The sequence below is a fragment of the Calothrix sp. 336/3 genome, assembly GCF_000734895.2.
Lineage (GTDB): Bacteria > Cyanobacteriota > Cyanobacteriia > Cyanobacteriales > Nostocaceae > 336-3.
In genome coordinates this window covers 646,653-671,124 of sequence record NZ_CP011382.1, presented here as the reverse complement: position 1 = coordinate 671,124, position 24,472 = coordinate 646,653, and the positions used below count along the sequence as shown (strand labels likewise).

General features: G+C 42.8%; 16 protein-coding genes. 11 read left to right on the top strand and 5 right to left on the bottom strand.

Translation table 11 applies throughout. The features are described from left to right. Nucleotides 1-86: 86 nt before the first annotated feature. Both IJ00_RS02670 and hemB read left to right on the top strand, forming a co-directional pair. Nucleotides 87-530, top strand: a complete 444-nt coding sequence (locus IJ00_RS02670; RefSeq protein WP_035149813.1) for a hypothetical protein — start codon at nucleotides 87-89, stop codon at nucleotides 528-530. A gap of 106 nt (nucleotides 531-636) precedes the next feature. Further along, entirely contained in the window at nucleotides 637-1,668 is a 1,032-nt protein-coding gene (gene hemB / locus IJ00_RS02665) for a porphobilinogen synthase (protein ID WP_035149810.1), read from the top strand. A 70-nt stretch (nucleotides 1,669-1,738) separates the two neighbouring features. Here the strand turns inward: hemB and IJ00_RS02660 are convergent, their stop codons facing one another. Both IJ00_RS02660 and thrC read right to left on the bottom strand, forming a co-directional pair. After that, nucleotides 1,739-2,014: a MoaD/ThiS family protein gene (locus IJ00_RS02660; protein WP_035149807.1), complete on the bottom strand. Its 276-nt coding sequence runs from the start codon at nucleotides 2,012-2,014 to the stop codon at nucleotides 1,739-1,741. A 163-nt stretch (nucleotides 2,015-2,177) separates the two neighbouring features. Beyond that, entirely contained in the window at nucleotides 2,178-3,482 is a 1,305-nt protein-coding gene (gene thrC, locus IJ00_RS02655; RefSeq protein ID WP_035149804.1) for a threonine synthase, read from the bottom strand. A 619-nt stretch (nucleotides 3,483-4,101) separates the two neighbouring features. Between thrC and IJ00_RS02650 the strand changes: the two genes are divergently transcribed. The 6 genes from IJ00_RS02650 (at nucleotide 4,102) to IJ00_RS02625 (ending at nucleotide 18,884) form a co-directional block, all read left to right on the top strand. Continuing rightward, nucleotides 4,102-6,630, top strand: coding sequence for a hypothetical protein (locus IJ00_RS02650; protein ID WP_035149802.1), 2,529 nt, complete (start codon nucleotides 4,102-4,104; stop codon nucleotides 6,628-6,630). Nucleotides 6,631-6,706: 76 nt separating this feature from the next. Next, nucleotides 6,707-7,264 carry a DUF11 domain-containing protein gene (locus IJ00_RS02645; protein ID WP_035149799.1) on the top strand — a complete coding sequence of 186 codons (558 nt, stop codon included), beginning with the start codon at nucleotides 6,707-6,709 and terminating at the stop codon, nucleotides 7,262-7,264. Nucleotides 7,265-7,372: 108 nt separating this feature from the next. Further along, nucleotides 7,373-8,911 carry a DUF11 domain-containing protein gene (locus IJ00_RS02640; protein WP_035149796.1) on the top strand — a complete coding sequence of 513 codons (1,539 nt, stop codon included), beginning with the start codon at nucleotides 7,373-7,375 and terminating at the stop codon, nucleotides 8,909-8,911. After that, nucleotides 8,908-12,513, top strand: a complete 3,606-nt coding sequence (locus IJ00_RS02635; protein WP_046814697.1) for a hypothetical protein — start codon at nucleotides 8,908-8,910, stop codon at nucleotides 12,511-12,513. Before IJ00_RS02640 ends, IJ00_RS02635 begins: the two co-directional genes overlap by 4 nt. Beyond that, nucleotides 12,510-14,606 (top strand): OmpA family protein, encoded by a 2,097-nt coding sequence (locus IJ00_RS02630; protein ID WP_238178417.1) that lies wholly within the window; start codon nucleotides 12,510-12,512, stop codon nucleotides 14,604-14,606. Before IJ00_RS02635 ends, IJ00_RS02630 begins: the two co-directional genes overlap by 4 nt. Before the next feature lie 273 nt (nucleotides 14,607-14,879). Next, nucleotides 14,880-18,884 carry a DUF11 domain-containing protein gene (locus IJ00_RS02625; RefSeq protein ID WP_052754362.1) on the top strand — a complete coding sequence of 1,335 codons (4,005 nt, stop codon included), beginning with the start codon at nucleotides 14,880-14,882 and terminating at the stop codon, nucleotides 18,882-18,884. Nucleotides 18,885-19,246: 362 nt separating this feature from the next. Here IJ00_RS02625 and IJ00_RS02620 read toward each other — a convergent pair whose 3' ends face one another. Further along, a complete protein-coding gene (locus tag IJ00_RS02620; RefSeq protein ID WP_035149794.1) occupies nucleotides 19,247-19,507 on the bottom strand; it encodes a MoaD/ThiS family protein in 261 nt (86 codons plus the stop codon). An 85-nt stretch (nucleotides 19,508-19,592) separates the two neighbouring features. Further along, on the bottom strand, nucleotides 19,593-19,973 hold the full coding sequence (locus tag IJ00_RS02615; protein WP_035149791.1) for a CU044_2847 family protein: 381 nt from the start codon (nucleotides 19,971-19,973) through the stop codon (nucleotides 19,593-19,595). Between the two features lie 142 nt (nucleotides 19,974-20,115). Between IJ00_RS02615 and IJ00_RS02610 the strand changes: the two genes are divergently transcribed. The 3 genes from IJ00_RS02610 (at nucleotide 20,116) to IJ00_RS02600 (ending at nucleotide 24,064) form a co-directional block, all read left to right on the top strand. Further along, nucleotides 20,116-23,154: a pentapeptide repeat-containing protein gene (locus IJ00_RS02610; RefSeq protein ID WP_035149788.1), complete on the top strand. Its 3,039-nt coding sequence runs from the start codon at nucleotides 20,116-20,118 to the stop codon at nucleotides 23,152-23,154. A 185-nt stretch (nucleotides 23,155-23,339) separates the two neighbouring features. Further along, entirely contained in the window at nucleotides 23,340-23,585 is a 246-nt protein-coding gene (locus IJ00_RS02605) for a UPF0175 family protein (protein WP_035158311.1), read from the top strand. Continuing rightward, nucleotides 23,582-24,064 carry a DUF3368 domain-containing protein gene (locus tag IJ00_RS02600; RefSeq protein WP_035149787.1) on the top strand — a complete coding sequence of 161 codons (483 nt, stop codon included), beginning with the start codon at nucleotides 23,582-23,584 and terminating at the stop codon, nucleotides 24,062-24,064. The genes IJ00_RS02605 and IJ00_RS02600 overlap by 4 nt, the downstream gene beginning before the upstream one ends. Nucleotides 24,065-24,150: 86 nt before the next feature. Here IJ00_RS02600 and IJ00_RS29515 read toward each other — a convergent pair whose 3' ends face one another. After that, complete coding sequence (locus tag IJ00_RS29515) at nucleotides 24,151-24,381, bottom strand: type II toxin-antitoxin system VapC family toxin (RefSeq protein WP_238178416.1); 231 nt, start codon at nucleotides 24,379-24,381, stop codon at nucleotides 24,151-24,153. Between the last annotated feature and the right edge of the window lie 91 nt (nucleotides 24,382-24,472).

The window sequence follows — 24,472 nt, the reverse complement described above, 5'->3', positions numbered from 1 at the left end:
TTATACGGATGGGTATCGGCTTCAGTTAGCATTACTGTTAATAATATATATGCATTGTGATTCCCGAAATTTGCTCGACAAAAGTCATGCTATATCTAGCCCAGGTGCATAAAAATGAATTTCTCGAACAATTCCAGTTGCGGTTACTAGCGCGTCAGGAAGCTGAACACATATGGGCTACGATTCCAGAGGAAGCATTTATTCTTCTGGGTAAAAGTAAAACTTTAGCTGAAAAATCCCTCGTTTTGGTGGAACTGTCACCAACGGGTGAGATTCTGAAATTAGATGATGCAACTCACTGGGTATTAGAAATTGTTAATAATTATCTAACTACTGGTATTACTCCCGAATTCCTTAGCCAAGAAGCTGGACGTGCTGAAGAATGGCGGCAACATCTAACTTTACAAAGCCAAGATTTGGCTCGCCGTACCCTGGAATTGGAAGCGCGTCGGGAACAAATTCAAGCTTTGGAGGAAAGCTTAAAACGTGAGAAAGACGACAGTCAACTAGAGGAAGAAGCCGCAGAATAAAGATTGACTATTTCAAGTTGAGACTTTGCTGTCAGAGATTTTTGTGAAAACGTACATTGAAAACCATTATCATTATTGTGAGTTTTAAAATCATTCTCACAAGTCTATGTCTACCGAAATTTCAACAGCAGAAACTAAAGAAAGTGTAATAGAAACAACATCCAATCTACCCTATCGTCCCCGTCGCCTTCGTCGGAGTGAGACTTTGCGGAGAATGGTACGGGAAACAATTTTGACGGTAGATGATTTGATTTATCCCATGTTTGTGATGGAGGGGGAAAATCAACGGATGGAAATTGCCTCTATGCCGGGATGCTATCGTTATACTTTGGACTTACTGTTGCCGGAAATTGCCGCAGTTTATAAGCTCGGAGTCGGGGCGATCGCTCTGTTCCCAGTAATTCCGGAAGTAAAAAAAGATGAGACAGGTACAGAAAGCTACAATCGCGATGGTTTAGTGCAGCGCACAGTCAAAGCCATCAAGGAAACGGTACCAGGAATAGTCGTAATTACCGATGTTGCCCTAGACCCATTTACTACCCACGGGCATGATGGTATCGTCGATGAAAATGGGGTAATTCTCAATGATCCCACCGTGGAAGTCTTGGTGAAAATGGCAGTTTCCCAGGCAGAGGCAGGAGCGGATATGGTCGCACCTTCTGATATGATGGATGGTCGAGTAGGGGCAATTCGCCAAGCTTTAGATGCCGAAGGTTATATAGATGTGAGAATTCTCGCATATTCTGCCAAGTACGCTTCTGCTTATTATGGTCCCTTCCGCGATGCCTTGGATTCAGCACCGAAATTTGGTGACAAAAAAACCTATCAAATGGATGCAGCTAACGCCAGAGAAGCAATTAAAGAGGTAGAGTTAGACATTGCCGAAGGAGCTGATATTGTCATGGTGAAACCAGCCCTGGCATACTTAGATATTATTCGCCAAATCAAAGATAAAACAAATGTACCTGTCGCCGCTTATAACGTTAGTGGTGAGTATGCCATGATTAAAGCTGCGGCTGCCAATGGTTGGATTGATGAGAAAAAGGTGATTTTAGAAACATTAACTAGTATGAAGCGTGCAGGTGCGGATTTAATTCTCACCTATTTTGCCAAGGAAGTGGCGCTAATGCTCAACTAATATAGAAAAATCAGGGACGAAACCAATCATCCCTGAATCATCATAATTACAGTTGAGAATACTTTGAGGCTTAACCACCGGCAACAGCAGGAACAATACTTACCTCATCACCATCTTTGAGGGGAGTTTCTACCCCATCCAAAAAGCGAATATCTTCACTATTCACATACAAATTTAAAAACCGTCGAGGTTGCCCAGCTTCATCACACAAACGCGATTTAATTCCTGGACAAACCTGCTCTAAAGATTCTATCAGTTCAGAAATACTAGCACCGCTACAATCGAGTGTAGCTTGATTATTTGTGAATTTTTGTAGTGCGGTTGGAACCAAAACTTTGACGGACATAACTAGAAAGGATGAAGTGTAAAGGATGAAGAATGAGACATTCATTATACCGCCAGCAAAAATATATTTTGCTAACGAGGGAAAAATTCCAGATTTCAGGAAAGGGGTGGGAAATCCCTTTCACCTTTCACCTTTGTTCTTTCCCTAGTCTATAACTCCTGGACTAAACAAGTACTTGTTGCCATTCCAAGCGTTCTAAGGTGCGAGAACGTTCCCAAGCATTTTCAAAGCTATCTAATTTGGCTTCAATGGTTAGGGGTTCACCGATATAACCTTGAATTGCTTCCTGGGTTTTCAAGCCATTACCTGTGATGTAAACTACAGTGGTTTCGTCTGGGTTGATTTTGCCAGCTTCCACTAATTTTTTCAGCACGGCAACAGTTGTACCACCTGCTGTTTCTGTGAAGATACCTTCAGTTTCTGCGAGTAACTTCATACCCTCGATAATCTCAGCATCGGTTACAGATTCAATGCTACCACCTGTTTTCTTGGCAATTTCTACCGCGTAGATACCATCTGCGGGATTACCAATTGCAATGGATTTAGCAATTGTGTTGGGTTTCACAGGTTTAATAAAGTCTCTATCTTCCCGGAATGCTTCAGCGATGGGGGAACAACCCTCTGCTTGAGCGCCATTAAATTTTACGGCTTTACCTTCTACCAAGCCAACTTCGACAAATTCGTTGAAACCTTTGTAAATTTTGGTGAACAGGGAACCGGATGCTAGGGGAGCGACGATTTGATCAGGTAGTTCCCATCCTAATTGTTCGGCAACTTCAAAACCGAGGGTTTTAGAACCTTCAGAGTAGTAGGGGCGCAGGTTAATATTGACAAATCCCCAGCCGTGGGTATTCGCGACTTCTGAACACAGACGGTTAACTTGGTCATAGTTACCTTTAACTGCCATCAGGGTGGGGCTATAGATTAAGCTACCCAGAATCTTACCTGCTTCTAAGTCGGCGGGGATGAATACGCAACAATCTAAACCAGCATGGGCGGCGATCGCGGCGGTAGAATTTGCTAAGTTACCGGTACTAGCACAGGAAACGGTGGTAAAACCTAATTCCCTTGCCCGTGACAGTGCTACGGATACCACCCGATCCTTGAAGCTCAGGGTGGGCATATTTACCGCATCATTTTTAATATAAAGCTTATTAAGACCCAGGCGACGGGCTAAACGATGGGAACGAACCAGGGGAGTCATACCTGTTCCCACATCTATATAGTTGTCTGTAGCGACGGGTAGGAAGGGGCGATAGCGCCACATGGAGTTGGGTCCCGCTTGAATCTTCTCACGGGTGACGGTTAGGCGTAGGGCGTTGTAATCATACTTAACTTCCAATGGACCAAAGCACAACTCGCAAACGTGACTGGCTTTGAGCTCGTACTCTGCTCCACACTCTTTACACTTCAATACTTGGAGCGCGGAATTGGTTTCTTGGGCTTGATTGGCGATCGCAACTGTCATAACCTGGTTTTCCGTCAACAACTCAACTGTGGACTGATGCTATCACGAGTAAAAATACCCGTCAAACATACCCGATAATTTTTGTCGGGATTCTCTTTGCCTAACAGATTTAAGTTGTTGCGGAAATCACTGAATTACAAAATAGAAAAAACATAAGTATAAAATGATGCCTATTGTTTGTAAATTACTTTACATTATCTCGTTTATTCTTATCATTCATTTCCACATAGCAGAGTTTTCACTGATTTGCATATCGATAACTTTATTCTGAGAATTTATCTATTCAGTAAATCAACAGAGAAAACATACATTATTAAATTGAAATTAAACATTTAAGAAATAAGAAAAGATACAGAAGCTATTTAGATAACAAAAGAACTACATTAGACAAACCGGAACATCCGGATATTTTTCCAAAAACACATTAAATATAAATAATTTAGTTGTCACGCTTTTGTCACAACTGCTTTTTTATACTCAAAGCACGTTCAAAAGTAGATATTAATTAAATTAAGTCCCTACATTTTCAATATTTGTAAATTGTAGATACAAGCTATGAGCTTGCTTTTAATTAACAAAAAAAGCATTTGTCTATGTGTTTTAAATCTATTTCTTAGTCATGAAAAAGAACCAAAACAAACTACTAAATTATTTAGTAACAACAACATTACTAGCAGGTGGATTCTTCCAGTTAATCGCTCCTGTAATTGCTGAAGGGACAGAAGGAGGTGAGCAAATCAGTAACACCGCCACAGCTACCTACGAAGACCCAAATAATCCGAATTCCACAATTAATGCCACTTCCAATACAGTTATTGTCACAGTCGCAGAAGTAGCAGGTATTACAGTTAAAGCATCGGGTATTACAGATGCTACCACTAGCGCAACCAACACCACTGTGCAAGTGGGTGACTTATTGATTGCTAATTTCGTAATTACCAACGTGGGTAATGACCCCACAAAATTCCGCATTCCTAACCTAGCAACCGTTACTGGACCTGGTACAGTTTCCGGTACATTACCCAATAACGGCACACTTAATAATCTGCAATATAGTATCGATGGTGGTCAAAATTGGATAAACATCACAAATTCTACAGTTGAAACAGCATCAATTGCTCCGGGTGGTACAGTTCTAGTCCGTGTACCCGTGACTGTGCAAGCTGGTGCCCAAACCAATGATACAATCACCGTCACCTTGGGTAATACCCCTGGAAATCAACAAAACATACTACGTACTCCTGATGGTGGTGACGTTTTCACCGTAGATAACGCCAATAAAGCAGTTGCAGGTGAAGTAGATGGTTCACCAGTCAACGGTACTAGGGAAGCAAGTGATACCCAAACTATCAAAGTTGGTACCACTGCCAAAACCTACACCCTGGCAACCATCCTGAAAACTCGTACAGACTACAGCAATAGCGGAACACCCAATATCGATGATGATATTGTCACCTATGGTTTAGGTATCAGAGTTGAACAAAACGACCCCACAGGACAAGGTATCACCCCCGCGCCCTTGGTGGGTACAGCTATTCCCGGATTATCAGGTCAGCGTATCTTAGTTTCCGATGCCATTCCCCAAGGAACCGAACTAGCAGAAGCACCCACAGCACCCCCCGGTTGGTTAGTTGTTTACAGTACTAATGACCCCACAGCACAGGATGCAAACCAAGCAACTTGGACAACCACGCAACCAGCTTTGAATACAGTTAGACGTATTGGTTTCGTTAACGACCCCAATATAATTACATCCATGGCACCTGGTGCAACGGAAAACCGCTTCTCAATCAAGATTAAAACCACAGGTGCGCCCAATACTAATGGTCCAGACTCCTTCGTCATCAATAATATTGCCCAGTTATTTGGTCAAACTCCAGGAACCAACGCCCCTGTTTACGATGATTCTGGAGACAATGTTCCTAGTAATTACACTGATGGAGCAGGTGTGTGGACACCGCCAACGGGCACAGATACCAATAGCGATGGCATACCCGATACCTTACCCCCTGGAAATGTTGATGATGGCTATGTCACCGATAGCACAGATTTAGGTAATAACGGTACAGACACAGGTAACAACAACACAGGTACAGGTGCTGGGGGTGAGGTTAACAGTTTCCCCATTTCCGAACCCGTCGCTTCCGCAGTCCTGAACGGACCCCAGAACGTACCAGGAGCAACGGGACCCTCTGGTCAAACTAACGATGATTTCACCAACAAGTCTGCACCCGTCCCTGCGAATACAACTCCTGGTTCTCAAATCAATCCTCCTGGTGTTGGTTTTACCAATACGGTGCAAAATAACGGGACTTCCGTGGGTGATATTTCCCTTGTACCAACCCTTCCCCCAGGTATGAATTCACTGGATTTACCAGATGGTACGAAGGTGACAATTACCTACGATAACCAGTCGGCAGTTTATACCTACAACCAAAGCACAGGAAGCTTTACTGGTCCTACAACTCCAGTTACCATTCTTGGTGTGCAACCAGGAACAAGTGTCAACTACGGGGTGGAAGTAGATTTACCTGCTGCTACACCTCTTTCGACTGATACTATCTCTCAATACTCTGGGGATAAGGAGTTTGGTTTCCCTGTACCAATTTTGGCAACCATTGATACAGCCGAAGCTGGTACGAATAACGGTACAAATATTACCATTGACCGGGTATATACTGGCTTCTTGAGACTTATCAAAGAGTCCCGTATTTTACCAGGAACGGGTCCAGCTGTTGTAACTGGGCAAGATGTATTTAGTACTACACCAAAAACGCCCTCTCCTGGAAATATTATTGAATACCGGATTCGCTACAAGAATATCTCTGACCCTCAAGCTGGTAATGGTAATGTCATCCTCAATGCTGACAAGGTGGTAATTACAGAGGATGGTGTCAGTGGTGGTAATAATTGGGCGTTAGATAACGATAGTGACACCAAGATTGATACCAGTAACGTTGTCGGTTCGGCACAGGATTCTGGCACGGCAAATATCCAGTTCTTTGCGGGGAATCCAGCAACAGCAACTACTGCTGACCAAACAGGAACAACGGCAAATACTGATGTGACTAAATACATCAACACAGTTACGGGTATAGTTCCACCGGGTACAGAAAGAACATTTACCTTCCAACGGAAGATGAATTAGAGTTTGCCACAGCTAATGGCTATTGATTAGTCATTAGCTATCAACAAGTTTTTTGTAGATATAGAGGAGTTTCAGAATGAAAGGTGTTTGGATAATTGGTTGTGTAACTGTTATTGCGTCTGTGGGTGGGGTAGTTCCCAGTGTTGCAAGTGTATGGCAGCAAGATGTAGGGATGAGTAATAAGACGCAAGTCAAGCAACAGGTACAGTTACGCTTAGATGCAGCAAAGCAAGTGATTACCAAGGATGCACAGGGTAAAAAGCAAGTTACTTGGCAAGGATTGCAGGGACAAACAACAGTATATCCAGGAGATGTTCTGAAATATACTCTTAATGCTGAAAATCTCAGTGATAAATCAGTGAAGAAACTTACCCTCAATCAGCCAATTCCCAAGGGAATGGTATATAAATTGAAGTCTGCCAAGATTGAGCAGAAACAAGCAGATATTACCTACAGTATCGATGGTGGACGTAGTTTTACTGCCAATCCGATAGTGCAGGTAAATTTAGGGAATGGCAAAGTTGCAAATAAACCCGCACCCGCAACTGCTTATACCCATATTCGTATGAGTTTGAATACACCGATTCCAGCAAAAACCACAGTTAGGGGAAGCTATGAAGTGTGGGTGAAGTAAGAAGTTGGGATACGGGGAGAGTTTTTATTGATAACTGATAAATAGCAAAAATTATAAATCAGGAATTAATCATTATTTTTAATAATATGCATAGAGGAGATATGTTCAGTGAAAGCTATAGAACATAAGCCACCAGATATCAGAAATTCTGGGTGGTTTAAAATATTAAAACTAACTTTTTTAGCAGTAAGTATATTACAAACATCTATTCCGGCGATCGCACAACAATCTACACAAACAAATCAAAAAGTTCCTATTAATAATACTGCCACCTATAGTTATACAGATGACTCTCCTAAACCAACGAGATATCAGGGATTTTCTAGTAAGTTAAATGTGAAACCTAGCTTGGTTGACCCTTTAGGGAGAATTCTGGGCTGTGCAGGAAAACTTTTACCTGACTATACAGGTTTTTCAACTGCTGTATATGAACTTAATCCTGGTGACATGACAGGAACAGAGTTGGGAAATTTAGTAAATTTAACTCGAACAGATAATATTAACGGTAATAATATTCCGGATGGTTTATTTCCCAATATTGAAAATATTAATCCTTACTTCTTAGATGATAAAAATGAAAAGCGAGGTGTATATAATTTTCTTCTAGACCCAAACAAGGGACAGTTAATCCCAGGAAAAACTTATATATTAGTTGTTAATCCTCCAGCAAATTCTGTATTTCAACAACGTCGTATTCAAATTAAAATTTTGCAGCCAATTGGTAACGTTGGGGCTGTAAATAATGTAATTCGTTATATTGCTACTTCCTTGGATGGACAACCTATTAGTACAACTGGAGAAACCACGGTTGAAGATTCTGTAATTATCAATGATGCAGAAAAGCAGGAGTTGAAATTATTTGCTTTTCAATTGAGTACAAGTATGTGTCAACCGAATCAAATGCAGATTGTCAAAACTGGCGATCGCGCTACCGCAGAACCTGGTGACACTTCTATTTATCGTATCTCTGTACGTAATATCGCTGATGTTGGCTTAGACACTTTAGTTATTACTGATACTCTTCCATTAGGATTTAAATTATTACCAAAATCGATTCGAGGTGAAATTGATGGTCAGGTTGTCAATATTACTACCGAAAAACAGGGGTCTACGGTCGTTTTCCGTACTGATGCTACTCTCCCCCCAGGAAAGGTATTAAATATTGCCTATGCCACACAAATTACCAGTGATGCCATTCGGGGTACGGGGAGAAATAGCGCGATCGTTAATGGTAAACGTGCTGACAACCGTTTTGCGATTAAAGATGGTCCCGCAACCCATCAATTGAAAATTAGGGAAGGTATAACTTCTGACTGCGGCACGATTATCGGGCGGGTATTTGTGGATAAGAATTTTGACGGGGAGCAGCAACCCAATGAGCCGGGAGTGCCCAATGCCGTGGTGTACATGGAGGATGGCAACCGTATTACTACTGACCCCAATGGTTTGTTTTCGGTAGCAAATGTATTACCAGGAAATCATACAGGGGTACTGGATTTAACTAGCCTTCCTGGCTATACCCTAGCACCGAATCTTTACTTTAAAGAACGCAACAGTCAATCGCGGTTGGTACGGTTAGAACCCGGTGGTTTGGTACGGATGAATTTTGCTGTTACTCCCACCTTCCAAGAGGAGGTACAAAAATGAAGCACAAACTAAGTCAAAGTTATAAAGTTTACCTGGGTTTGATGGCTTCTACCATCGGGATGGTATTCTCTCCTCTGGTTGCTCAGGCAGAAACGATACCAAGCAGCGATGATGCTACGGATGCTGAGGATAGGGTTTCACCGGAAGTTGAGAGTAGTATTAATTTCACCTCGGCGCAAAGGCTGAAAAATGCCCTGAAACGACCTCCACAATCCCAAGACCCCAAAACCTTGGCAGCATTACGGAAAATTGCGGAGATTGACGAGCGGGTAAAACAGCAAAAAGCTGTCTCTATTCCCCTAAAGATTCTTTCTCCCACACCAGACACGGTAGTTGATACGTCAGCAACGACGGTGGTGTTACAATTTGCTCCTGGTAGTCAGGTAGAATTACGGGTGAATGGGCAGTTAGTTGACCGTTCTTTTATTGGACGGACGGCAACAGGGGCAGATTTAGTGACGCAGACATGGTATGGTGTCACCTTGAAGGAGGGGGAAAATACGATTTCTGCTCAGGTTGTGGGTAGTACAACTGCACCAAAAACTGTGCGGGTGGTGGTGCGGGGTGCGCCGAAGCGTTTAGTATTGGATACGGTAGAGTCGAAAATTCCGGCGGATGGACGTTCGACTGGGACGATTAAGGGGCAATTGGTAGATGAAAATGGCAACCGCTCGAATCGAGATGCTGTTATCACCCTGTTCCCAACTGCGGGGGAATTTATCGGTGCAGATTTGCAACCGGAGCAACCAGGATTTCAGGTGGAAGCAAAACAGGGGGAATTTACTGCGAAGTTGCGTTCGGATTTGAAAGCGCAAACGGTGCGAATTCGTGGGGTTGCTGGGGAGTTGGAAGGGTTTACCCAGGTGCAGTTTCAAACAGTTTTACGTCCCAGTTTGGTGACGGGGGTAATAGATATACGTTTGGGAGCGCGGGGTACAGATTATTACGATCGCCGTCGGAATTTCTTGCCGATAGATAAAGATAATCGGACAGAGTTGGATGTGGATGCGGCGGTATTTGCCACGGGAAAGGTGGGAGAATGGTTATTTACGGGAGCATGGAATAGCGATCGCCCTCTGAATGAAGATTGTAATTGTGATAATCGTCTGTTCCGGACTCGACAGTTTAGTGAACAAAATTATCCGGTGTATGGGGATAGTTCACGGACGGATGTGGTGACTCCTTCTATTGATAGTTTATATTTGCGGTTTGAGCGTTCTTCGACTCTGACGGGGGTATCTCCTGATTATTTCATGTGGGGAGATTACAACACGGAAGAATTCGCTCGTCCTTCCCAGCAGTTTACAGCTTTAACTAGACAGTTGCATGGGTTTAAGGCAAATTACAACCTGGGGAATTTACAATTTACAGGTTTGTATGCAAACAATGTCGAGGGTTTTCAACGGGATACCATTGCTCCCGATGGAACTAGTGGGTATTATTTCGTTTCTCGACGGTTACTAGTTGCGGGGAGCGAGAATGTTTTCCTGGAGTTGGAAGAGTTAAATCGTCCGGGAACTGTGATTGCTCGTAAACCGATGAATCGGGGTGCAGATTACGAGATTGACTATGACAGGGGAACTTTATTGTTCCGGGAACCGATTTTACGCACGGATGTGAGTCAGACGGGGGAAGTTTTAGTGCGTCGGATTGTTGTCAGTTACCAGTATGACAGCAATGATTCTAATAGTAATATCTATGCAGGGAGATTACAGTATAACTTTGCCCGTGGGGTGAATCAGGATAGTTGGATTGGTGCAACCTATTTTAAAGAGAGTCAAGGGGTACGAGATTTTGAGTTGTATGGTGCGGATACGTTTATTTCCCTGGGTTCTACAGGTAAATTTATTGCGGAGTACGCCCATTCTCATAATCAATCTGACCTGTTAGGATTGGTGAATGGTGAAGCTTGGCGAGTCGAAGCAGAAGGGGAAATCTTCAAGAATATTCAAGCTCGTGCTTATTACCGTTATGCAGATGTGGGCTTTGCTAATAACGCTACCATTAGTTTTGTTCCCGGTCAAACCCGGTACGGTGCCCAAATTACCGGTAAACTCAGTGATACAACTAATCTGCGGGTACAATACGATCACGAAGATAATTTCGGGATTGCTCCCCAGGTTCTCAATACTTTTGCAGATTTATTCCAACCCAGAACTCAAGCAACCCCCGGAACCAAGGTAGATAATTCCTTAACCACGATTTCTGCGGGAATTATCCAGAAACTCGGCAAAATTACCACCGAATTTGACTGGATCCATCGCAGTCGCAAAGACAGAATCGCCAATAGTAATTTAAATGGAGACTCTAGTCAGCTGCGATCGCGCTTAACTGTTCCCCTCGCAGAAAATCTCACCTTCGTGGGGCAAAATGAACTTACCCTTTCTGGTAAAAATGATGCTGTCTTTCCTGACCGTACCGTCTTTGGTTTAAACTGGGTGGCAATGCCAGGAATCAGTCTGACACTAGCACAGCAATTTTATAGTGGTAGTCAAGATACAGGTAATTCCATCACCAGCTTCAGTATCAATGGTGAACGTAAACTCGGTACAGATACCACCATTACCGGACGTTATAGTATTCTGGGTGGAGCCAATGAAATCACTACCCAAGGAGCAATCGGTTTAAATAATCGTTGGGCGATCGCCCCCGGTTTACGCTTAAATCTCGCTTACGAACACGTTTTCGGCAATTTCTTCAATAAAACAGCTGCCGGACAACAATATATCCAACCCTTTGCCATCGGTCAAAGTGCATCATCCCTCAGTTTCCTGGATGGTGACAGCTACAGCATCGGTTTAGAATACACTGATAACCCAGCTTTCCAAGCTAGCGCCAGATATGAACATCGTAGCTCATCCCAGGGTAGTAATACCGTAATTTCCGCAGCTGCTACTGGTAAACTTTCCCGTGCAGTCACTGCTTTAGTACGTTATCAACAGGCAAATTCTTCTAACCAAAAACTCACCGGATTGGGAGATACCAAAAACCTCCGCATCGGTTTAGCATACCGCGACCCCAGTAACGACCAATTTAACGCTCTCTTCCGTTACGAATATCGTCAAAACCCCGCCACCATTCCTGATACCATCCTCCTCGGTAGTGGTACGGGTTCAGAAGACCATACCCTTGCTGCGGAGGCAATCTATGCCCCTAATTGGCGCTGGGAATTCTACGGTAAGTATGCTTGGCGACACAGTACAACCTTCCTTGCCGAGGATTTTGTCAGTAGTGGGACAGTAAATTTAGCCCAGGTACGGGCAACCTACCGCCTCGGTTACAGTATGGATTTACTGGCAGAAGGGCGGTGGATTGGTCAATCTGGCAACTCAGAGACAGGTTTTGTCGTGGAAACTGGGTATTACTTAACACCGAATCTGCGTTTGGGTGCAGGGTATGTTTTCGGTCGTGTGGATGACCGTGATTTTTCGGGTACTCGCTCTGCGGGTGGTGCATATATCGGTTTGACGTTGAAGTTAAACGAGTTGTTTGATGGTTTCGGTTTGCAGAAGGTTGCACCCCGTCAACAACAGGAATCGGTAGTGAAGGAGAAAAAATCTGTGGTTGAGAAGTTGAAGGGTTTGCGGGGAGAAAAAATATGATGGGTTTAATGTTGATTTTAACAACCGCGAAGCACAGAACCAGGAGATATCGGCAATTACTACTAACTAGTATGTTTTTGCTCACCCTTGCACCTGATGCAGTATTCAGTCAATCCCTTCCTAGTTCAACTTTGCAAGTGGTGGTGAATAGTAACCAGGATAGGGTACAACCCGATGGTAATTTAACTTTGCGGGAAGCAATTCAGGTGGTGAATGGGACTTTACCCCTGGAGAAATTGAGTCAGGAGGAGAGAAAGTTAGTCACCTCTGGGGGGGAGTTTTCCCAGATTAGCTTTAATTTACCCCCAGGAGAAACCACCATTGCTGTGGAAAAAATCCTACCTCCCCTAGGTGTTCCCCGTTTGCTAATAGATGGAACCACCCAACCCGGATATGAGGGGAATAAATCAGCAACAGCAGAAATTGCTATCCCCACACCCATAGTTAGTATTACTACTGCACCGGGAAGGGAAGTCTTGCGCGGTTTAACTGTGACTGCTGATAGGGTGACAATTCGCGGTTTAAGTATCTATGGGTTTACCTCCAAGCATGGAGTCACAGAAAGTACACCCCCCGCAGATATTTTTATTTCCCACCGCTTACCACCTCCCGACACCACGGAGCAGCAACCACCAAACGCAGATTTTCCCTACTATAATCGCAACACCCCACCGCAAAATGTTGTCATTGAAAATAACTGGTTAGGTATTACCCCAGAGGAAAAAATGCCGGAAGTGACTTCTGCTTTCGGTGTGTCAGTATTTAACGGAGTCAATACAACCATTAGTCGCAACCGCATTTCTTACCACGATGGTAGCGGAATTATTACCTCGGTACGAGCTGAGGGAATGCAAGTTGTCCAGAATATTATCGTTGGTAATGGTTTAGCAGGGATGCCAGATGGTATCCGTTTAGACGGGGTGATTGATAAATCTGAGCTGCGTGGTAATTTAATTTGTGCCAATGATGGCAGTGGGGTGTTCTTATTTAAACCCCAAGGCTCAGTAACTATTCGCAATAATAATATCAAGTTTAATGGGCGAAGGTTCCGACGGGCGGCTGTATATTTGATGGGGAGTAACCACCAGGTAAAAGAAAATCAAATTAGCTACCAGTCAGGGGCAGGAGTAGTAATTACATCCTATCCCCAGAGCGATCGCAATACTATCCAAAATAATAGTTTCTTCCAACTCGAAGGATTGAGTATCGACCTCAATGCCCAGCATAATGTAGGTGTGCAGGATTTTCAAAACGGTGATGGTGTCAATCCCCCCCGCAACTCACCCAACCGCAAACGCGACACCGCCAATGCAGCAATTAATACACCCAAATTCCTGAGTCCCGAATTCCTCACCGATATTAATCCCACCGTGGGAATTGACGGAATTGCCGAACCCGATTCCCAAGTAGATATCTACAAAGTCACGGGAAATAACTACGGTGCTTTAACCGAACTCCTAGGAACCACCAAAGCAGACAACAAAGGTAAATTTAGCCTCGATTTAGCCAATATCCAACCTGGAGACAGAATCAGCGCCATTTCTACCCACCCCGATTTTGGTACATCTGAACCATCCTATCCCGCGATCGCCCGTACTTTAAATAATTCTCCCTCATCCCCTATTTCCAACATCCCATCCCCCCAACCCCAGTGTCTTTCCTCACCCCCAGCACCCGAACCCGAAATACCCCCAGAACCTATCCGGTTGCAAATACCTAAAAATATCCACTTTGCCCTAGATAAAGACTATATCAGCCCCGAAAGCGCCAAAATCCTGGATAAAATTGCCCAAGCAATGGGCGATAATCCCACCATCACCGCCGAACTTCTCGGACATACGGATATCAGAGCCAGTGATACTTATAACATTAATCTAGCCGCCAGAAGGGCAAAGAATACGCGCAATTACTTAATTAAGCAGGGTATTGCCCCCGAAAGAATGACTATCCGCTCCCTTGGTGAAAGACAATTGCAAACTCCTGGAACTAGCAAACTTGATCATGCGAGAAATCGTCGTGTGGAATTTATCTTTCAAGACATCCGGGGTATAGAAGTTATCGTCCAAGAAAGCGACTTACAACTAGAAAGGTAAAACAGAACCTATCTCTCAGGGAATTCCCGGTGGTGATGGGTAAAAAATGTGTGAGCGTCTCGCTCCCTGACTTGAGCAAGCGGATAAGCCGCAGTCAACTATCAAAATTAATACATCAGAGTAGTAGGCAAATACTCAACTTTTTCAAAAAGTCTGGTATCTATCAACCAGTTTTATTTGGGGAAAGTGATAGATTTTTGTCAATTCTGGGCAACATATACGTAATTATCCTGACAGAAAAACCAATATTTATTAGTACTTAATACATAGTCCATGAAATCCATATTTAAAGAAATAAAAGCATTACACCTACTACAACCAAAAATTATTCGATACACATCCCTAGGATTAGCCTGCGGTTGGGTACTCCTCTTCGCTGGCGATGCGTGGGCAAAGGTATCCATAAATAAACAATTTAGCCCTACCAACATCAATCCCAATCAGATATCCAAGCTGACTATCGAACTGTTCAATAACAAACCAACACAAGTAACAAACACTACTTTTACAGATAACCTACCTACAGGGGTAGTAGTGGCTGACATCCCAAATATCGTTAATGGTTGCGATGGAACTCTGACAGCAACCCCAGGAGGTACAAGTATTGTCTTGACAGGTGGCATAATTCCTGCAAGTACCACTGTTGCAGGCAAATGTACCATTACCATTGATGTCACCTCCAAAGTTTCCTCAACGAATACCCAAACCTACGTCAATATTATTCCTGTCAATGGGTTAACAGGTTCCCAGGATGGTAACACGGAGAAAAATGCTGATGAAGCAAACGCGACACTCGTTGTTGAACCCATAAGATCTGTGACGGGTAGTAAGTCCTTTTCTACTGCGGTTCTTCATGGGAATGGTACACCGACGACGATGACTATTACTCTGAATAACCCGAATTTGTTTGATTTGACGGAAGCGGAATTAACCGATAATTTGCCCTCAGGGACAAAAGTTGCTGCAACCCCAGCGATTTCCAACAGTTGCGGTGGAACCGTGACAGCAACAGCAGGTAGTACAATCGTTGCCCTGGCGAATGGTACAATCACTGCCAAAAGTTCCTGTACCATTCAAGTCAACCTAGAAGCTACTGATGCTACCAATGTCCGCAACACGGATGTGACAAATACGATTCCTGCAAATAACCTCAAAACTAAGGAAGGAATCACTAATACTAGTCCTTTAACTGCGACAATCAAAGTCCAAACAGCCGCAGAAATCGCTAAATCTTTTAACCCTGGTACGATTCAAGGGGGGGAAACTTCTGAATTAACGATTACTATCAGAAACTATAATAGTGCGGCAATTACTAACGCGGATTTAATTGATGTTATGCCGACAGATGTTAAACCCCTGAGCATCACATCAAACGGTTGTGGGGGTACGGCAACTGTTACCGCAACTCAAGTTAGGTTAACTGGGGGTACTATCCCTGCTGCACCTGTGGGAGTAGGTTCTGGTTCTTGTAAAATTAAAGCTCAGGTGACTTCTACAAAACTAGGAACCTATACCAATAACATCACGGCAGGAGATTTTAATGGGATTAAATATAACAGTGCCAGTGCAAATTTAAATGTTTTAGCCCCAGTCGGAGTCAGTAAAAGCTTCGCTCCCAGTCAAATTATTCGCGGTGAGGAAACAGAGCTAACTATTACCCTGACTAACTCTGATAGTAATCCTGCAACTATTACATCTTTTCAAGATAACTTGACGACCATGGGCACAGGTTATACTGTTGTTGCTGGAAGTGAAAGTACTACCTGTGGCGGGACAGTAAATGCCAGTGGGACTTTGATTGAAATGAATAGTGGGACAATTCCCGCAGCAACAGGAACTGCACCTAACATCACCAAGGGTTCTTGTATTATTAAAGTTAAGATTAAAGCTGATGATTTAACTGGTCAAGGTGGGAATGCCTATGATGGTCAAGTTGTCAATACAGTTCCTGCGGCAAACTTGAAGACATCTCTGGGTAATAATCCTTTTGAGGCGAAGGCAACTCTGTCTCTGAATGGGAAGGTACAAGTACAAAAGTCTTTTTCTGATGCGACACGCACCCAGGGACAGGAAACTACCCTGACGATTAAACTTTTAAATACTCAGTCTTCTAGTGTCAGTATTACATCTTTCAAAGATGACTTGTTGACCATGGGGACAAACTTTAATAATAGTAATCCAGCTTTTACCATTGCTTCTGGTTCTTCTAGTACTACCTGTGGTGGAACGTTGAATAATACCTCAGGTACAACGCTGATTCAGATGACTGGGGGAACAATTCCTGCTGGTACTACTACCAATCCAGGTTTCTGTACAATTACCGTACCTGTGAAAGTGAGTCTGACTGCTCCCAAAGGTTCCCACACTAATACTATCAATGAAGGTGAGTTAAAAACTAATATTGGTGATAATGCAATTAAGACTAAGGCAAGTATTGATATCAAGAGTGCTGCAACTGTTAGCAAGTCTTTTAGTCTTCCAGCCGTTGCTGTGGGTGGAAAAACTCGCTTAACTATTAAACTAGATCGAGATGCTGATGCACCTGCACTCACAGGGGTGAATCTCAGTGATAATCTTCCGAGTGGACATACCGTTGATTCGACACCTAATGTTGTCAATAACTGTGGTGGTACTGTCAATGCTAGTGGTTCAACTATTTCCTTGACTAATGGTAGTTTGTCGGGTGCAAGTTGTACGATTAGTGTTGATATCCGGGTACCGAATACAGCAGGAACGAGAACCAATACTATCCCTGCTCAAAACTTAACAACTACTCAGGGGGTGACAAACGAGTTTGCTGCAACTGCTGATATTAAAGCAACTGCTGCGAAATTGAATTTAAATAAGGATTTTTCACCGCAGGGAATTAACCCTAACGGGACTTCTCGACTGAATATTGATATTAAAAATAATGAACCTGACGCGATCGCGCTGACTGGAGTTTCACTCACAGATAATTTACCCCTAGGTATGGAGTTGACGAGTAATCCTAATCCTACTCTGACGGGTACAGGTTGTAGTGGAGGGACTTTCACCGCAGTACCAGGTGGTAATCAGTTTATTCTGACTGGTGCTAATATTCAAGCTGGCACAGTCTGTGTCATGTCTGTGAATGTAACTTCTAAGTTTGCGGGGAATTTGACAAACCAATTACCAGCAACCATATCTGCAAACTCTGCGGAGCAGGTGACGAATGGTAATTTAGTTAAGAAAACTCTAACTGTTTTGGGTATTGCGGATGTGATTGTCAGTAAAACTGATAATAAGAAGTTTGTTGCTCCTGGTCAGACGACTCAGTATACAATTACTGTGGAAAATGCCAAACCCGCCACAGGTAGTCAATGGGACAACGTTGCAGGTGTGGAATTAACTGATAATGCACCAACAGGTTTGACTTTTATTGATTGGGTTTGTAGTGCAACCTCTGGCTCTGCTTGTGCTGTGGAATCTGGTACGGGTAATGTATTTACAAGTCTGACTTTGTTAGCAGGTGGTAAGGCGACTATTGTGGTCAATGCCAAAGTTAATGATAATGTCAGTAAGGGTACTGAAATCAAGAATGTTGCTACCGTTGACTTACCTGCGACGGTGACTGACCCAGAATTTACAACGAATAAGTCTGAAGATATTAATACTGTGGGTGGTAATCCGAATGTATTGCTGGTGAAGCGAATTACGGCGGTGAATGGTATTACTAATAACGGTGGTACTAATTTAGCAGGGTATATTAATGAGCCGAGCAATCCCTACGATGATAATACTATTGAACCCAGCCTAGCTCCTAAACCTCCCCAATATCCTAGCCCTGATACTGATAAATGGCTTAACCCTAGTAGTTTCTTAATTGGTGGAACTAATGGGGGGAATGTGAAACCGGGTGATGAAATTGAATATACGATTTATTTTATTTCCACGGGTGACAGTGAGGCGAATAAGGTGCGATTCTGCGATCGCGTTCCGAATAACACCACTTTTATTCCAACTGCGAAATCTGGCGATCCCAATGCTGCTCCCGGTGGAATATCTGGTAGCGATCGCGGTATCATTACCCTCTACAATGGCACACTGCAAAGCTTGACAAATGTGCAAGATGGTGACATTGGTCAGTACTTCCCCCCTGGTGTGGAACCCAGTACTGTTTACCCTGGAATTCAATGCGGTGGTGCGAATACTAATGGTGCAGTAGTAGTAGATTTGGGAACCCTACCTAATGCGACTAGTTCCGGTAATCCTGCGGGTTCCTACGGTTTTGTCAGATTCCGAGGCAAAGTGAAGTAGGAAAGAAACTAATTCTCCAAAATAAAGCTACATATAGACAGTAAGGAAGCAGGGAGAGAATTATCTGTAGCTGGAATTTAGAGAAACGGTAACGTAAGTGAGTTCGATGAGCTTGGATACTTGGATAAATCGATAAAAACCTGTCCCAACGGGGATTATAAATCCCCATCTCATATCCAAAGTCCATTAAAAATGGACTCGAAATACAAATTGAATCCTTTGCTATCAGTCCTCTTGTAGAGGACTTCAGCTATTAGACGGCGATTTTTAATCGTTGGCTAGAACCGTCGAACTCTTTTTTACTCATTACTCTCTACTCATTACTCATTACTCCCTACTCCCTACTCCCTACTCCCTACTCCCTACCCTCCACTAACTGGAGGAATTAAGACAATTTCATCACCAGGGTGAATGATTGTATCCGGTGGAACGAATTCTAAATTTACGCCAAAACGGGTAATATCTTTGAGGTAAGCCAATTGGGGATGCTCTGAGATTAGGCGATCGCGCACCATTTCTACCGTCGTATTTTCCGCTAACTCTAGGGTTAATTCTGGAACTCCGTAAGCTTCTTGATAGGCAGCAAATAGTTTGATTTTTGCTGTGATTTTTGATTCAGACATGGTTGATATTGTAGAGGGATTAAGAGGAAAGGCAAAGATATTTTGTGTTAACTTTTAGCTGGCAATAGTCAATCCCCATCATCTATTACTGATTTTCCTTGGGAAAGGAACATTCCACGGTAATCTTCATATTGCTTTTGGCGGTGCCTTTCGTCACATAGGGAACTCCCGCTTCTCCACCCAATTCGATGCCAAATTCTAAGGTAACTTTATCGACATTGGCATTTTTAAGTGGCATTTGCTTAAATGCATTCAATGTATAAACTGTGTAAGCGCGAATTGTACCTTGAACAGCTTGGAAATTTTGCGCCATTTGCTTGCGGATTGCTTCCGGACTCATTCCCTTTTCATTTAAACCCTCTTCTTCCTCCTCTTCTGTTGCGATAGGGGCAATATTTACATCTTCCGACGCTTCGATGTAGATGATTGTATTGTCATCGAGTTGGATGGGTGTGAGGTTTGTCATAGGAAGGATTGAGTTAATAAAAGGAAAAATAATTACTAATTAAAACAGGATTCCAGCAAAATTACTTGGAAACCATGGTAAATATTTTGTAGCTGTATAAGTTAAATCATTACTCTACAAAACTAAGTAAGAGCTTGCTGCTATGAGTCGAGACGCTTTAGTTGTTGGCATTAATACCTATGGTTACGAGCGTCTGAGTAATTTGACAGCACCTGCACAGGATGCGGAAGCAGTAGCAAAACTTTTGGAAAACTACGGTGAGTTTAACGTTACACGGCTACCTGTGACTCCCGATAAGGAAAATAATATTCCTAGAGTGGCACTTGGAAGAAAAGTTACTTTAACTCAATTAGAAGCAGCGATCGTTCAATTATTCAAACCAGAAGGCAGAAATATTCCTGACACTGCGCTTCTGTATTTTTCTGGTCATGGGTTGCGGAAAAATCAAGGTATTCAAGAAGGATTTTTAGCTACCAGTGATACGAATCCAGATGGGGGTAACTGGGGTTTGCGGTTGAAATGGTTGCGGGAATTGTTGCAAGAAAGCGAGGTTCGACAGCAAATAATTTGGCTAGATTGTTGTTACAGTGGGGAATTACTTAACTTTGCCGAAGCCGATCCGGGGGATAGGGGAAAAGGTAGAGATAGGTGTTTTATTGCCGCTTCACGGGAGTTTGAGCCAGCTTTTGAAGAAATTGGCACAAATCATAGTGTCCTCACCACAGCGCTGCTACAGGCTTTGGAACCGAAAAATAGACAGGTCACAAACTATACTGTGGTGGATGTTATTGACCAAAATATTGCCAGATTTCCCCAGCGTCCTATATTCGCTAATTCTGGCGGGATTATTCACCTCACCCACACCCAGGAAGCAATTAAGGAAGTAGCTGAGAATGGGGTGACGAGTTCGATTTGCCCCTATCGCGGGTTACGATATTTTGACTTTACTCAGGAAGATGCTCAATATTTTTACGGTCGGCAAGCACTCACAGACCAATTACTAGAAAAAGTCCGGGTAAGTAACTTTCTCGCGGTTTTGGGTGCTTCGGGAAGCGGTAAATCGAGTGTGGTGAGGGCGGGATTGCTGTATCAATTGCAGCAAGGTAAACGCTTATCGGGGAGTGACACCTGGCAAATCAAGATTTTTCAACCTGGTGAGCATCCCTTGCAGAGTTTAGCACGGGCTTTTGTGAGTGTTGGTTTATCGGATATTGAACGCGCATCCCAGTTACAAAAAGCAGAAGCATTGATTGCCGGGGGTGGTTTTTCCCAATTAATTACCGTTGTTGATACCCCGCGAGTCGTCTTGCTGGTAGACCAATTTGAGGAGGTTTTTACCCTTTGTACTGATAGGAAAGAACGACAACAATTTTTCGATTGTTTATTGACTGGTTTGCAACGGTGCGGTGATAAACTCTGCTTGGTGTTGACCATGCGAGCAGATTTTTTTGGTAAATGTGCGGAATATGGCGAACTAGCGGCAAAAATTCAGGATAATTTACTCACAGTTACCCCCATGAGTCGGTCAGAATTGCGACAAGCAATTACCGCACCCGCAAAGCAGGTAGAATTAGCCCTGGAATCGGAATTAGTGGAGCAGATAATTAGCGATGTGGCTGATTCTCCGGGTTTTTTACCGTTGTTGCAATATACCCTGACGGAATTATGGGGACAGCGCACCCCCCAACCCCCCTTGGTAAGGGGGGCTTCAAAAGATACATTAACCCTAGCTGCTTATACCCGTTTGGGTGGGGTGAAAGGAACCCTACAACAACGTGCAACCGAGGTTTACGAGGGTTTGTCAGGGGAGGAACAGGAAGCAGCAAAGCGGATTTTTTTAGAGTTGACGCAGTTGGGAGAGGGAACGGAGGATACGCGGAGACGGGTTTTATTGCGGGATTTGGTGACATCCAGCAATGTTGAGCAGGTAATGCAAAAATTGGCAGATGCGCGTTTAATTGTCACCCAAGAAGAATTTGTAGATGTAGCCCATGAAGCATTGATTCGTCATTGGTTGCTGTTGCGAAAATGGTTGGATGAGAACCGCGATCGGTTGAGAGAAAAGCGGAAAATTGAAACTGCGGCACAGGAATGGAGCAATCAAGGGAAAGCTAGAGATTATTTATTGCGAGGAAGACAGTTAAAAATTGCGAAAGCATGGCTTAAAGAGGAAGTTAATAAATCAATGCTTTCAAATTTGACAAAAGAGTTTATCCAAACAAGTCAAAATAATTTATTTATTGGATTTTTAAAAAACACTGGCTTTGTAGTTGTTACCCTTTTGATTTCTATAGTGTTTATTATTCCGTATCAGAGACAGCAAACATACACCGATGCGTGGACAACGATTAAAGATAAAAAACAAGGAGTAAGATCAGCACTTGAAATACTTACTGAAGGGTGTTGGGAAAAACAACAGTGGGAATGGATTCCTAATCCTATAGCAACTTCTTTCTTTGGAGATTGCCCTTTATTTTATGATGAAGACCTTAGTAATACAAACCTTAGTTATGCTCGTCTCAACGGTGTAAACTTTACTCGTACCAATTTAAGCAATTCGACGTTAAGAGCTGCTGAATTGAATTATGCTGATTTGAATCGTGCAAATTTAAGTGATTCCGATATGAGTGGTGCTGACATCAGTGATGCGGATCTTTCAAGTTCTGATTTAAATAATGCCGATCTTACACTTACTTTTCTTAATGCAGCAGACTTAAGTGGTGCAAATTTAAGTAATGCATCTCTAAGTGGTGCGATTCTAAGTAATGCCGTTCTCGCGGGAGCAAATCTTAATGGTGCAGATATCAGATGCAACGAACTAGCTTGCACTGATTTGAGCTACTCGAATCTTCGGGGGGCTGATTTAAGAAATGCAAAAATTACCAATGCTAACTTTGAAAATTCTGTTTATGACCAAGAAACAAAATTGCCTAAAAACTTTGACCCAGCCAAGGAGAAAATGCTTTTAATTGCTCCTGGTGCAAACCTCAGTGATTCTGACTTGAGTTATTTTGATTTTAAATTTTCTGACTTTCATCGTATTAACCTCACTAATGCTAACCTGGAAGGCTCTGACTTAAGATATGTTCAAAACCTCACACCAGAGCAAGTGAAAGCTGCCAATAATTGGGAAAAGGCAATATATGATGAGGAATTTAGGAAAAGATTGGGGTTGAAGTGAAAAAGGGAAGACAAATCAATTCGTAATTCGTAATTCGTAATTCGTAATTAATTTTTGAGATCATCGCATTTTGGGAGTTTTGAGGGTGCGATCGCGCTTTTAGGTTTATGGAGTGTGCGTTAGCGCAGCTTAACGGAGTTATCGCCTATCCTAGTATTTATAATCCCCCATTAATCTCAAAATTTATGAGTATCATTATCTCGGATGAAGTATTGCAAACAACCCAAATGTCAGAGGCTGAGTTGCTGACTGAAATTGCTGTTATGCTGTTTCAAAAGGAAAAATTTACTCTAGGTCAAGCAAGTCGCTTTGCAAAAATGAATCAACTTCAGTTTCAAAGATTACTTGCAAGTCGTCAAATACCTCTGCATTACGATATTGCCGAACTCAGGGAAGATGTCAAAAGTTTGTCAGAAAATAATTGGCGATGATTATAGTTAGTGATACATCACCTATTAGCAATTTAGCTGCAATCGGTCAGTTAGAATTATTGCAACAACTTTACGGCAATGTAATTATTCCTACAGCAGTTCATCAGGAGATTCTTAACTCTGGTGATACAGACCCGGCAGTTTTAGCAATTAAATCCGTAAATTGGATTCAAATTTGCAGTATCACTAATAATACTTTGTTTCAAAATTTACAGAATAATTTAGACATCGGTGAGGCTGAAGCGATTACCCTTGCTGTGGAATTAAATGCCGATCGCTTAATTGTAGATGAACGAAGAGGTCGAAAGGAAGCAATTAAGTTAGGTCTTCGGGTAACTGGAATATTGGGTATATTGCTGGCAGCCAAACAACAGGGGTTAGTTTCAACCATACAGCCATTATTAGACGATTTGATTGCTAATGGCTTCTGGATTCGAGAAGAGTTGTATGCAGAATTACTACAATTAGCTGGAGAGTAGAGCGATCGCGGTTTGGGTTGTAGGGGTGGCGATCGCGTTATTAGGGAAGTTTTGGGAATGGCGATCGCTTTGCTGTATATTTTCTACTATAAGGCTATCGTCCAATCCTCAATCATTAGTCTTGCTACTTTACTAAAATCTCGATGATTGCGGGTTAGCAGAACTAAGCCACGGGATAAAGCAACTGAAGCGATTCGTGCATCCATTTTTGCCAGCTTAATTCGTTGTGAATGTAATTGCTCAAATGCCGCAGATGCATTACGGTCGAATAAAATAAGAGGCAATACTTTAAAATTATCAATAAGTTGTGCCATCATTTCGTATCCTTTCACAACATCATCTGGGTTTTGAGCGCGATTGATATAAGCATGACAGCCCAGTACTTATTCGTGAAATGTTACACTAGAC